Source organism: Cryobacterium sp. N21 (assembly GCF_002929575.1).
GTDB lineage: Bacteria > Actinomycetota > Actinomycetes > Actinomycetales > Microbacteriaceae > Cryobacterium > Cryobacterium flavum.
In genome coordinates this window covers 107,207-119,463 of record NZ_PJJQ01000031.1, presented here as the reverse complement: position 1 = coordinate 119,463, position 12,257 = coordinate 107,207, and the positions used below count along the sequence as shown (strand labels likewise).

General features: G+C 67.9%; 9 protein-coding genes. 4 read left to right on the top strand and 5 right to left on the bottom strand.

What is annotated here, in order from left to right:
* Positions 1 to 48: 48 nt before the first annotated feature.
* From pdhA to CXY77_RS07890, 4 genes are all read left to right on the top strand, one after another.
* Positions 49 to 1,191, top strand: a complete 1,143-nt coding sequence (gene pdhA / locus CXY77_RS07905; protein ID WP_092339987.1) for a pyruvate dehydrogenase (acetyl-transferring) E1 component subunit alpha — start codon at positions 49 to 51, stop codon at positions 1,189 to 1,191.
* Positions 1,188 to 2,207: an alpha-ketoacid dehydrogenase subunit beta gene (locus CXY77_RS07900; protein WP_092339986.1), complete on the top strand. Its 1,020-nt coding sequence runs from the start codon at positions 1,188 to 1,190 to the stop codon at positions 2,205 to 2,207. Before pdhA ends, CXY77_RS07900 begins: the two co-directional genes overlap by 4 nt.
* Positions 2,207 to 3,631 carry a dihydrolipoamide acetyltransferase family protein gene (locus CXY77_RS07895; protein ID WP_092339985.1) on the top strand — a complete coding sequence of 475 codons (1,425 nt, stop codon included), beginning with the start codon at positions 2,207 to 2,209 and terminating at the stop codon, positions 3,629 to 3,631. Before CXY77_RS07900 ends, CXY77_RS07895 begins: the two co-directional genes overlap by 1 nt.
* Positions 3,632 to 4,031: 400 nt before the next feature.
* Complete coding sequence (locus CXY77_RS07890) at positions 4,032 to 5,426, top strand: DUF2079 domain-containing protein (protein ID WP_104129911.1); 1,395 nt, start codon at positions 4,032 to 4,034, stop codon at positions 5,424 to 5,426.
* Between the two features lie 121 nt (positions 5,427 to 5,547).
* On the opposite strand, the gene CXY77_RS07885 is transcribed toward CXY77_RS07890, so the two are convergent.
* The 5 genes from CXY77_RS07885 to treY all read right to left on the bottom strand — a co-directional run bounded on the left by CXY77_RS07885 (position 5,548) and on the right by treY (position 12,255).
* On the bottom strand, positions 5,548 to 6,558 hold the full coding sequence (locus CXY77_RS07885) for a hypothetical protein (RefSeq protein WP_104129910.1): 1,011 nt from the start codon (positions 6,556 to 6,558) through the stop codon (positions 5,548 to 5,550).
* 214 nt (positions 6,559 to 6,772) lie between these two features.
* Positions 6,773 to 7,519, bottom strand: a complete 747-nt coding sequence (locus CXY77_RS07880; RefSeq protein ID WP_092339982.1) for an enoyl-CoA hydratase/isomerase family protein — start codon at positions 7,517 to 7,519, stop codon at positions 6,773 to 6,775.
* Positions 7,516 to 8,037 (bottom strand): hypothetical protein, encoded by a 522-nt coding sequence (locus CXY77_RS07875; RefSeq protein WP_104129909.1) that lies wholly within the window; start codon positions 8,035 to 8,037, stop codon positions 7,516 to 7,518. The genes CXY77_RS07880 and CXY77_RS07875 overlap by 4 nt, the downstream gene beginning before the upstream one ends.
* Before the next feature lie 58 nt (positions 8,038 to 8,095).
* The gene (gene treZ, locus CXY77_RS07870; RefSeq protein ID WP_104129908.1) at positions 8,096 to 9,850 is read right to left on the bottom strand and encodes a malto-oligosyltrehalose trehalohydrolase; all 1,755 of its coding nucleotides are present in this window, start codon (positions 9,848 to 9,850) and stop codon (positions 8,096 to 8,098) included.
* Positions 9,847 to 12,255: a malto-oligosyltrehalose synthase gene (gene treY, locus CXY77_RS07865; protein ID WP_233197308.1), complete on the bottom strand. Its 2,409-nt coding sequence runs from the start codon at positions 12,253 to 12,255 to the stop codon at positions 9,847 to 9,849. The genes treZ and treY overlap by 4 nt, the downstream gene beginning before the upstream one ends.
* Positions 12,256 to 12,257 lie beyond the last annotated feature (2 nt).

Sequence of the window (12,257 nt, the reverse complement as noted above, 5' to 3'; positions counted from 1 at the left end):
CTGCGAAAAAGCGCAGCCGCGCCGGTAAAAAGGGCGCACCATTGCCTGATGAGCCTCAATGTCGAGAACCCGAGCCTGACCGCCGAGTTGGCACCCCCACCCCTGCGTCTGATCGACGATCAGGGCCGTGCGGCCGCCCAGAACGAGAGTGGCGGCTTCGCCCTCCCACCCGTGGAGACCCTTCTCGATCTGTACCGCCAGATGGTCGTGGCCCGCCGATTCGACGTGCAGGTGACCGCCCTCACCCGGCAGGGCCGCCTGGCCACCTACCCGTCCGCGCTCGGGCAGGAGGCCTGCGAGATCGCCGCCGTCGCGTCGCTCGCCCCGCAGGACTGGTTGTTTCCCACCTACCGCGACAGCATCGCGCTGCTCACGCGCGGCGTCGAGCCAAAGGATATTCTCGCCTCGTTCCGCGGCGACTGGCACAGCGGTTACGACTACCAGCAGCACCGTATCGCCCCGCAGGCCACGCCGCTCGCCACCCAGGCGCTGCACGCCGTTGGCCTCGCCACCGCCGCGAAGCTCAAGCGCGACGACACCGTGGCCCTCACCCTGCTCGGTGACGGTGCCACGAGCGAGGGCGACGCCCACGAGGCATTCAACTTCGCCGCCGTCTGGCAGGCCCCGGTGGTCTTCGTCGTGCAAAACAACCAGTTCGCCATCAGCGTGCCGCTCGACAAGCAGATGGCCTGCCGCACCATCGCCGACAAGGCGATCGGCTACGGCATGCCCGGCTACTACGTGGACGGCAACGACGTCGCGGCCATGTACGCCGTCGTGTCGGCGGCCATGGACCGTGCCCGCAGCGGCGGCGGCCCCACGCTCATTGAAGGCCTCACCTACCGCATCGAAGCCCACACCAACTCGGATGACCCCACCCGCTACCGCAAGACCGCCGACGTCGACCTGTGGCGCAGCCGCGATCCAATCGAACGCCTGGAAAAGTATCTCGTCGCCCAGGGCGCACTCACCGAGGAGGTGCGGGCGTTGATTCTGGCCGCCGCCGAGGATCTCGCTACGACCACCCGCGAGTGCATGACCGAGCAGGCGGTCATCGACCCGCTTGAACTGTTCGAGCACGTCTATTCCACCCCGCGGGCCGCCCTGGCCGAGCAGCGCGCCTTTCTGGCGGCCGAACTCGACGGCGATGCCGCGGCATCCGCTATTGCTAACGAAGAGAGCATCCGATGAGCCCGCAGCAGACCCTGGAGACGGGCACCGCCGTGCGCGCGCCCGAAAGCCTCACCATGGCTGCGGCGCTCAATGCGGCCATTCGCGACGCGATGGTCGATGACCCGACGGTCGTTCTGTTCGGCGAAGACGTCGGACCGCTCGGCGGCGTATTCCGGGTCACCGACGGGCTCTACGCTGAATTCGGCGAGACCCGGGTGAGCGACTCACCGCTGGCCGAGGCCGGCATCGTCGGCACCGCGATCGGAATGGCCATGTACGGCCTGCGCCCGGTAGTGGAAATGCAGTTCGACGCGTTCAGCTACCCGGCATTCCAGCAGATCGTGTCGCACGTGGCGAAGATGCGCAACCGCACCCGCGGCAAGATCCCGCTGCCAATCGTCATCCGTATCCCCTACGCTGGCGACATCGGCGGCGTCGAGCACCACTCCGACTCCTCCGAGGCCTACTGGACGGCAACGCCAGGACTCACCGTGGTGAGCCCGTCGAACCCGGCCGACGCCTATTCCATGCTGCGCGACGCCATTCGCAGCGACGACCCGGTCATTTTCATGGAGCCGAAGAGTCGCTACTGGAGCAAGGCCTCCCTCGCGCTGCCGGTGCAGACCGAGCCCTTGAACCGGGCCGTCGTGCTGCGGGAGGGCACCGACGTCACGCTCATCGCGTACGGCCCGACCGTGAAAACGGCTCTCGCCACCGCCGAGCAGGCCGTGGCCGAGGGACTCTCGATCGAGGTCATCGACCTGCGCTCGTTGTCGCCGTTCGACGACGAGACGGTGGGGGCATCCGTTCGTAAAACCGGTCGCGCCGCCATCGTGCACGAGGCCGCGCAGTTCGGCGGCTACGGCGCCGAGGTCGCCGCGCGCCTGACCGAGCGCAACTTCTTCTACCTGGCCGCGCCCATTCTGCGCATCACCGGCTTCGACATTCCGTACCCGTCGCCCAAGCTCGAGGAGTACTTCTTGCCCACCCCCGACCGTATTCTGGCCGCACTCTCCACCTGGGAGTGGTCCTGATGAGCCGCGAGTTTCTGCTGCCCGACCTCGGCGAGGGTCTCACCGAAGCCGAGATCGTGGCCTGGTTGGTCGCTCCCGGTGACACGATCGTCATCGACCAGGCCGTGGTCGAGGTCGAATCGGCCAAGTCCATCGTGGAGCTGCCGTCGCCCTACGGCGGAGTCGTGGCGAGCCTGTTCGGTGAGCCCGGGCAGGTCATCCACGCCGGGCAGGTGCTGTTGACGGTTGCCGATGCCGTCACCGATGTGTCCGCGGCTGGCGCCACTGTGGGAGTTCCCGTCGCCGCGGCGCCGAACAGTACCTTGTCCGAAGGTTCCGGCGCGGTTCTCGTGGGTTACGGCACCACCGAGAGCACCCGGCCGCCGCGCACGGTGGCCGCCGGTCGATTCGGCACGGTCACCACAGCGGATGCCGCGGCCCGGCTGAAAGCACCAACGCCCACGCCGATTCCCGCGGCGGTCGAACCGGTCCGTATCGATGCGGCCCGCCGCTCCCCCGTCGTGTCGCCGATCGTGCGCCGACTCGCACGGGAGAATGGGTTCGACGCGAGCATGCTCGCCGGCAGCGGCCAGAACGATCTGGTGCTGCGCAGCGATGTTGAGGACCACATTCGAGCGTTGACGACGTCCGCGTTGACCACGTCGGAGCCGCCTACGTCCGCGCCGCCCGTTCTCGTGGTTGCGGCGACGGGTGCAGCGGCCAGCGCAACGCCGGCCGGTCGCGACGACGTGAGCGCCGACATCCGGATTCCTATTTCCGGTCTGCGCAAGGTCGTCGCACAGCGGCTGACCACGTCCCGGCGGGAGATCCCCGAGGCCACCATCTGGCTCGATGTCGACGCGACCGCCCTGTTCGCAGCGCGAGATCAGCTGCTCACAGCCACCGGCGAACGATTCAGCGTGACGGCGCTCATCGCGCGTTTCGTCGTGGCCGGCCTGCGGCAGTTTCCGGTGCTCAACTCCTCGGTCGACACCGCGAGCCAGGAGATCCTGCAGCACGGCGCCGTGAACCTCGGCATTGCCGCGCAAACCTCGCGCGGGCTGATGGTTCCGGTCATCCACGGTGCACACGCGATGAGCACCCGGCAGTTGCGCGACGCCATCGCCGCCCTCGTGGCCCAATCCCCCGACGGCACCTTCGCGCCGAGTGCGCTGACCGGCGGAACGTTCACCCTGAACAACTTCGGGTCGCTCGGCGTCGACGGTTCGGCGGCGATCATCAACCATCCGGAGGCGGCGATCCTCGGCATCGGGCGCATGATCGAACGCCCCTGGGTCATCGACCACGCACTCGCGGTGCGTACCGTCGTTGAGCTGTCGATGGTGTTCGATCACCGCGTCTGCGACGGCGGAACCGCCGCGGGGTTTCTCACCTACGTGGCCCGTTGCATCGAAAACCCGGTGAGCCTGCTCGCCGATCTGTAGGGGCACAGAAAGAAACACCTTCGCATGGGGCATGCGAAGGTGTTCCTGTTGTCCTCGACGGCGCGGGGGACGCCGGGAGGATGAGCGGGGTGATGCGGTGAATCAGACGCCGACGGCGTTTGTGGCCCGCTGGCCGCGAACCGGGGTGACGCGCACACTGGTGTGGTCGCATCCGGAACACTTGAGAATGTAGACGGGAAGTGAATTGCGCTCGGCGTGGGCGGGATTCGGGCTCAGTCGGGCTTGTGAACGGCAGAAGGGGCAAGTGAGTGTCATGCGATCTCCGAATGTGCCGTTGTTTGGGGCACGTTCTCAGTGTGTCGCCTGCCGGATCGGTCCCATAGGGCCAAAGGTCCCGTACTGCTACAGGATCAGCCACGGGGTGCGTTAGCGTGGTCGGATGAGGGGAATCCGCCGCGGCCAGTTCGGACCCGCGCTGGCTCCGTTCGTGCTTCCGGCCGCTGTCGGGCTGGTGACGACCGCGCTGTTCACTGTGTTCTCGGCCCTGCAGTGGCGCAGTTTCGCCGCACCGTCCTGGGACCTGGGAATCTTCACCCAGCTGGCCCGGCATTACGCGGCGCTCGAGGCGCCCATTGTCACGATCAAGGGCGAGGGCTTCAACCTGCTCGGTGATCATTTTCATCCGCTCCTGGTGTTGCTCGGCCCCATTTTCGTAGTCTTCCCGCACGCGTTCACCCTGCTGGTGGTGCAGAACGCGCTGTTCGGCCTTGCCGCCGCCGCCCTCACTTTTGCCGCCATTCGGCTGATCGGTGCGTTCACGGGCACGCTGTTCGGGTTGGCGTTCGCGTTCAGCTGGGGACTTCAGGGGGCGGTCGAGGCGCAGTTCCACGAGATTGCCTTCGCCGTTCCGCTACTGGCGCTGTCGCTGTGCGCCTTTCTGGGGCGCCAGTGGGTGGCCTGCCTGCTCTGGGCGATGCCGCTCGTGTTCGTGAAGGAAGACCTCGGACTCACCGTGGCCGCCTTGGGCATCGTGCTGGCCGTGCGCAGCCGGCATCCGCTCGGCGTGTGGCTGGCCGTCTGGGGCGTGGCCTGGTTCGCCCTGGCCAGCCTGGTCATTCTGCCGCTGCTCAACCCGAACGGCGCCTGGGCCTATTCGAGCAGCATCGACCTGCTCGGCATTCTGCAGGACCCGGCCGCACTATTTCAGCCGCAGAAGAGCGTGACCGTGCTGCTGCTGATTGTGGCGGGCGGGCTCATCGCGGTGCGGTCGCCGCTGGCGCTCGTGCTGCTGCCCACTCTGGCCTGGCGGTTCCTGTCGGAGAATTCGGGCTACTGGGGTCCGACCTGGCAGTACAGCGCCGTGCTGATGCCCATCCTGTTTGCTGCCGCGCTCGATGGAATCGCGCTCGCTCGCGGCAGCCTGCGGGGCTGGCTGCGCGGATACGGGCGGCTGGCGGCATCCGTTTCGATTGTCGCAGCGCTCGTGCTCGCCACGACGCTGCCGCTGTTCAAACTGGTGGATGTCCCGGCCCATTTTTCGACGCATCGCGCCGCCGCTGCGACCGCAGCGCTGCGGGTTGTGCCCGACGGGGCGCTGGTCGAATCAGACATCGGGCTGATGAACTATCTCGTGGAACGAACGGATGTCTACTGGCTCGGCAATAAGAATCCGCTGCCGGATTACCTCGTGATCGATCTTGCCGCCGGCGGTCTGCCCGCCGAGTGGACGTCGGCGCAGGTGGTGGGCGAGGCGCTGCACCCCGGAGTGGAATTCACCACGATCTATGCCGCCGGCGGGTACGAGGTGGCGCGCCGCGACGCCAATGCGCCCTGATCCCCTTGCGTCCATTTTCCACGCTGTACTTCGCGACCCCCGGCACCGTGGACGGGGCCCGGGGCCCGTCCACGGTGCCAGTTTAGAAACTGGGCCCCGGGCCATAAGGTGGGCCCGGGCGCTAGTGCGCCGTCGGGTTCGCGGCACTGAGGCCGGTCAACAGGGCCGCGGCGGCCTGCGGGTCGTCGACGGTCACGGCAAACTGGTTACCGCGCCGCAGATTCACCACGAGGGCTGGCCCGCCACGCATGACCACGGCCGAGCGTCCGCCGGTCAGTCGGTATCCCCAGCCACCGGAGTGAAACGGGCTCACGGTCTCGGCGAACGCGGACTCCACCTGGTCGAGCGGCACCTGCTTCAAACGGATGCCCAGCAACCGCGACACCACGCGCAGCCCGCGTTGGTCCACGCTCACCCGAACCTGCACGAAGAGCAGCGTGGCCGTGAGGATGAGAACGACGATCGCCACCGCCATGGCGCTGGCCGCGGCTGCACCGGTCAGCCCCTCGTCGCGCAGTTGGGCCACGATTCCGATGGCCCCACCGAGCACGATGAGCCCGCCGATCGCAGCCATGACCGGGCTCGTCACGACCTTGGTCCAGGTGGCGGCGGGATCGGCTGTCGCTGTCGCGGCGGTCGTTGTCTCGGCGGTCGTCTCCGGGAGTTCCGTTACGGTCGCTGGCGTCACCCATTTCTGGGCAATCAGAAACGGCAGCAGACCATACCCGCAGGCGGCGAAGGTGAGCAGCACCCAGGCGCTCATTTTCGGTTCCGCGGCTCCGGCAGCAACGGTGATGCCGGCCGTGGTCAGCCACAGGCTCGACGACAGCCCCGCAGCGAGGCCGAGCCCGAGGTAGACCTGGCGGCGATTGGGCGCACCCCGCTCGCGGAGCCAGTAGGTGGCCAGACTGGCAGCACCCAGGCTCACCACGAGCGCAATCACGGCCATTCCCCAGGTGGGCATCGTCGAGCTCACCGCGCCGTCGCGCCCCCACTGCCGTGGCAGCACGCCCGGCAGGCGATCGATCCACAGCAGCCAGGTGACGACGACCGCCATGAAAGGGAGCCACAGAGTCAGCGCTGCAGCGATATCCCGCGGGCGGGTCGGTGCCGAACTGTTCACCAGTGTCATGAGGTCCCCCGATCGAGTGCGGGCTGACCAGTCCGCCCTCGCACTCCTTCCATCCAAGCACAGGCCTTTCCCGTGGCGAATTCAGGAAAACGAACCGGCACAGACCAGAATCGCCCGGACCAGCGCCGCGCCGCGCCGGCCGAGCCTCCGGATTTCCTGAATTCGCCACCGAGATTCGTCGTGAGAACTCCGGCGGCCCAGGCGGGCTGGGCGGTCAACGCTTGCGACGGGCGAGGAAGGCATCCATTCGGGTGAATTTGGCCTCCGATTCGAACAGAATGGCCTGGGCCGTGTTATCGACGAGCGGATGCGCCGCGCGGGGAGCGTGGAACACCTCTTTGGCCAGCCGGGTCGCGAGGGGATCCTGCGCCGCAATACGGTCGGCCAGCGCGTGCGCGGCGGCCAGCAGGTCGTCGGGGTCGTGAACCTCGGTGACCAGGTGCACAGCAAGGCACTCCGCGGCGCCGAGGATGCGCCCGGCCAGGATGATCTCCTTGGCCACCGGCTCCCCGACCAGCTCGGCCAGGCGCCACAGTGCGCCGGCGGCCGGCAGGATGCCGAGTGCCGTCTCGGGGTTGCCGAGCCTGGCGCTCGTCGACGCGATCCGAAAGTCGGCCGCGTAGGCTAGTTCGGCGCCGCCGCCGAGCGCCCAGCCGTCGATTGCCGCGATGACCGGCATCGGCAGCTTCGCGATGCGGGAGAACAGCCCGGAGTTGATGCCGAGCAGCGCGTCATCGCGACGCCGTTCGCGCAGCTGGGCGATGTCGGCGCCCGAGGCGAAGACACCGTTCGCGCCACTGATGATCAGGATGCGAGGCTGCTGCTCGAGCTCGGCGCAGACCGCGTGCAGCTCGTCGATCATGGTCTGGTCGATGGCGTTGCGCACGTCGGGTCGGTTGAGTTCGACGTGCAGCCGGTCGGCGCGGCGTTCAATCGTGAGGGTGGTCGGGGTACTCGTCATAGTGGGACGTCTCCATTGATGTCGGGGCGGGAATCGGGACTGGATTCGAGGTCGGGCGTGCCGGCCGGGAACACGCGTTTGTAGCTGCGACCGTCGGGCAGGGTCACGGTGCGACTGACCAGGGTTCCGCGGCGCACCTGCAGATAGATGGCCTGGGCGCTCACTCCGCGCGCGGCTGCCGCCTCAGCGACGGACAGGCCGGGAAGTTCGGTGGGTACGCTGCTGGGCCGCACTGATCGTTTGCGGCCGGCTTCCAGGCGGGCACTGATCTCGTCGTCGGTACCGCCCCAGCGCCATTTGGCCGCTGGCACCTTGAGACCGGTCGCGTCGGCGATCTCGTCCCACGACGTATCTGCCGCGACAGCATCTCGCACGGCGGCGAGCGTGGCGGGGTCGTGGTCGAGCGCTGCTTGCAGCGAGCGGATGGCGCGCAACCGTTCCAGGGGCGCGGCATCCGGTTGCAGGTTGAGCAGGTGCTCGAGCGCAGTGGCTGTTGTCGGCGACAGAAACGATCCCATGCCTGGTCCTCTCTGCTGCCTGGTCGTGCAGCAGTCAGCCCCATCTTGCCAGACGCGATCAGGCCAGAACGACCACGGAGTGCGGTGCCAGCTGCAGGGCGTTGGGCAGCCGACCCTGCACGGCGTCGCCCGCGGCCGCAAAGGACAGCACGATGTCACCGCCCCCCGCCGGAACCCGCACCGGCTGGGTGCCGAGATTGAACAGGATCTTGGTGCTGCCGCGGTGCAGCCGCAGCCAGCCGGCTGCCGCATCGAATTCCACGGCGATCTGGTCGAAGCGGGGATCGGTGAAGTCCGGGCGGGTGCGGCGCACAGCGGCCAGGTCGCGGTAGAACCCGAGCAGGCGAGCATGCTGTGGTTCGGCGGCTTCGTTCCAGTTGAGCTTTGAGCGCTCGAAGGTCTGCTCGTCCTGGGGATCGGGAACCAGCGCCGGATCCCAGCCCATGCGGGCGAATTCGTTGATGCGACCACGGGCCGTGGCGGCGCCGAGCTCCGGTTCGGGATGCGAGGTGAAGAACTGCCACGGTGTCCTGGCTCCCCATTCTTCGCCCATGAACAACATCGGTGTGTACGGCCCGAGCAGGGTCAACGCGGCGGCAATGGCCAGCTGGCCGGTATCGAGCTGCTCGCTCAACCGGTCGCCGACGGCACGGTTGCCGATCTGGTCATGGTTCTGGGAGGCGACGACCAGCCGCCAGGTGGGCATGCGCTCGAGGTCGATGCGGCGGCCGTGCGTGCGCTCGCGAAAGCTCGAGTAGGTGCCGTCGTGGAAGAACCCGTGGGTGAGCACCTTGGCGAGGGCGTCGAGGGGTTCGAAATCGGCGTAGTAGCCGGTCGTTTCGCCGGTCAGGGCGACGTGCACGGCGTGATGAAAGTCGTCGCTCCATTGTGCGTCGAGACCGTAGCCGTTGGCCTCGCGCGGCGTCACGAGCCGGGGGTCGTTGAGGTCGGATTCGGCGATCAGGGTGCGCGGCCGGCCGGTTTCGGCGCTGAGCACTGCGACCTCGACGGCGAGCTGCTCGAGCAAGTGGGTGGCGCTGGTATCGCGCAGGGCGTGCACCGCGTCGAGGCGCAGCCCATCGACGTGGTATTCGCCGAGCCACATCAGTGCATTGTCGAGAATGTAGCGCCGCACCGGGTCGGAGTGCGGACCGTCGAGATTGAGGGACGAGCCCCAGGTGTTACCGGCCGCCTCACTGAGGTACGGGCCGAACTGGGGCAGGTAGTTGCCGCTCGGCCCCAGGTGGTTGTAGACGACGTCCTGGATGACGCCGATGCCGCGCTGGTGGCAGGCGTCGACGAAGTTCTGGTACCCGGCCGGGCCGCCGTAGCCCTCGTGCACGGCGTACCAGAGCACGCCGTCGTAGCCCCAGTTGCGCGTGCCGCTGAACGCGTTCACCGGCAGCAGCTCGATGAAATCGACGCCGATCGAATGCAGGTGATCGAGCCGGCTCGCGGCCGCGTCAAAGGTGCCCTCCCGTGTGAAGGTTCCCACGTGCAGCTCGTAGATGATGGCTCCGGCGAGCTGGCGACCGGTCCAGTCGGCGTCCTGCCAGACGTGGGCCGAGGCGTCGAAGGTGCGCGAGAGGGCGTGCACCCCGGCCGGCTGGTGCCGCGACCGGGGGTCGGCGAACGGTCCGCGCCCGTCCACGATGAATCCGTAGTCGATCGGTCCGGTGACCGGGGGTTGAGCGGATGCCGGCAGCTCCCACCACCCGTCGTCGCGCGCCGTGAGCTCGAGCTGGCGGAGGCCGAGTTGCACCTGCACGACGCGCGCGTCAGGAGCCCAGACGGCAAATTTCTGATCGTTCATGCGTGTCGTCCTGTGTGGGTAGAGACCGGATTTCGGTCATCGACGGCCACCAGAAGCGCCACCGGGTAGTGCGCGAGCACCTGGACGACGTCGAGGTTCGGGCCCTCGAAGCGCTCCTGCGTGACCAGATCGATATAGGCGCGCCCCGCCACAGCAATCGTCGTGTCTCCCCAACCGCCCGCCTCCTGCAGCCCGATCGGCAATCGGGTGGCCAGCGTGATCGCTCCCCCGCGATCAAACGCCACGAGATAGCTCGCGCCCGACCCGAAAACCGGAACCGGGGCGTAGCGAGTGAACAGGTCCGGCCGGTCGCGGCGCAGCCGCAGGGCCCGGGCGGTGATCAGCAGCTTGGCGGCACCTGTCTCGTCTACCTCGGGAAGCCATCCGCTGTCGATGCGGGTCAGCAACTGACGGCGCAGCGTGTAGTCGACCGTGCGACGGTTGTCGGGGTCGACGAGTGAGGTCTCCCACAGTTCACTGCCCTGGTACACGTCGGGAACGCCCGGCATGGTCAGCTGCAGCAGTTTGAGCGCGAGCGAGTTGCTCCAGCCTGCCTGCTGCATCCGCTCGACCAGCGCAGCAATCAGATCGTGGGTAGACCCCGGGCTGGTAGCGAGAGCGACGAGGTCCCCCAGTTTCGCTTCGAATTCGGCGTTCTGCTCTGTCCACGTGGTGATGGTTCCGGCCTCGCGCGCCGCCTTGAGCGCGTAGACGGCGAGGCGCTCCCGGCTGGCCGGCCAGGAGCCGACGATTGCCTGCCAGAGCAGGTTCTCAAACGGTGCGTCCCCGAGCGGATGCGCCTCCCGCAGCTGGTCCAGGGCAGCCTCCCACTCGGCGGGAATCTCGGCGAGCACCGAGATACGGGCGCGCACGTCTTCGCCACGTTTGGTGTCGTGGGTGGACAGCGTCGTCATCGACCGCGGAAAGCTGGCCTGGCGCGCGCGCTGCCGGTCGTGAAACTCGGCCACCGTCACCGCAAACTCGTCGGGGTCGGCTCCCACCTCGTTGAGCGAGGTCAGCCGACCGAACCGGTAGTAGGCCCGGTCCTCGACCCCCTTGGCCATCACCATGCCCGAAGTCTGTTGAAAACGTACGGCCGCCGGATGCCCCGGGTCTCCCAGCAGCGGCAGCAGCCGGTCGATCTCGGCCTCCAGGTGCGGGCGGTGCGTGATCGACCGCCCCGCCGCCACCTGCAGGTCGCCCTGGCCGAGGGGCAGGTAGGAGCGGTAGACCGGAAACCAGGCCAGCAGTTCGGCCACGGCGTCGGCGGTGGTGTCGGCCTCCTCGTCGTTCGGTACCAGACGGGCGATGCGCAGCACTTCCGAGCGAAGGATGCCGTCGGCCACCGCACGCTTGTTGCGAAAGACCAGATCGTTCCAAGCGACGGTGTCGCCCTGCAGCCGTGATTCCAGGGCGTCAAGGGCAGGCTGACCGGCCGGATCGACGAGCACCCGGTCCACGTCGGCGAGGGCGTCATACCCGGTCGTCCCGGCCGTCGCCCAGCTCGACGGAAGTTGTTCCGGACCCTCGAGAATCTTCTCGACCAGCACGTACGCCCCGTCGGTGGCGCGGCGCAGGGCTTCGAGGTAGCCGGCCGGGTCGGCGAGGCCGTCGGGGTGGTCCACCCGGAGGCCCTGAACCAGGCCGTCCTTGACCCAGCGCACGATCTCGCGGTGCGACTCTTCGAACACCCACGGCACGTCGACGCGAATGCCGGCCAAACTGTTCACGGCGAAGAAGCGCCGATAGTTGAGCTCCGCGTCAGCGCGGCGCCAGTTCACGAGCTCATAGTGTTGGCGGTCATGCACGTCGGCCGGGCTGGCACCGTCGTCGGCGGTTCCGGACGCCAGCGGATACCGGTTGTCGAAGTAGCGCAGTTCGCCGTCGACCAGCTCAAGCCGGTCGAGCTCGCCGCGGCCCTGATCGTCACCGCGCTGAACGTCGCCGCCCTGATCATCACCGAGCACCGGAATGCGGATTCTGCCGCTACCGAACTCCCAGTCCACATCGAAGGCCTCGGCGTACCGTGACTGTTCGCCGTTCTGCAGCAGGTCCCACCACCAAGGATTCTGCCGCGGCGTGGCCACGCCCACGTGGTTGGGCACGATGTCCACGAGCACGCCCTGCCCGACCCGATGCGCGGCAGTGGCCAGGCGACCCAAGGCATCCGCCCCGCCGCGTGCTGGGTCGACCAGGCAGTGGTCGACGACGTCGTAGCCGTGATCCGATCCGTCTTCGGCCTTCAACAGCGGCGACAGGTAGACCCAGTCGGCACCGAGATCGCGAAGGTAATCGACGATCCCTGCGGCCGCGTCAAGGTCGAAACCCGCAGTGATCTGCAGGCGGTAGGTCGACAACGGCGCGACGACGGGCACCGTCACGAAAAGATCTGCGTCAAGGGTCACCG

Coding starts and splice junctions, on each gene's coding strand:
- pdhA (WP_092339987.1), top strand. CDS start 49: ATGAGCCTCAATGTCGAGAACCCGAGCCTGACCGCCGAGTTGGCACCC.
- CXY77_RS07900 (WP_092339986.1), top strand. CDS start 1,188: ATGAGCCCGCAGCAGACCCTGGAGACGGGCACCGCCGTGCGCGCGCCC.
- CXY77_RS07895 (WP_092339985.1), top strand. CDS start 2,207: ATGAGCCGCGAGTTTCTGCTGCCCGACCTCGGCGAGGGTCTCACCGAA.
- CXY77_RS07890 (WP_104129911.1), top strand. CDS start 4,032: ATGAGGGGAATCCGCCGCGGCCAGTTCGGACCCGCGCTGGCTCCGTTC.
- CXY77_RS07885 (WP_104129910.1), bottom strand. CDS start 6,558: ATGACACTGGTGAACAGTTCGGCACCGACCCGCCCGCGGGATATCGCT.
- CXY77_RS07880 (WP_092339982.1), bottom strand. CDS start 7,519: ATGACGAGTACCCCGACCACCCTCACGATTGAACGCCGCGCCGACCGG.
- CXY77_RS07875 (WP_104129909.1), bottom strand. CDS start 8,037: ATGGGATCGTTTCTGTCGCCGACAACAGCCACTGCGCTCGAGCACCTG.
- treZ (WP_104129908.1), bottom strand. CDS start 9,850: ATGAACGATCAGAAATTTGCCGTCTGGGCTCCTGACGCGCGCGTCGTG.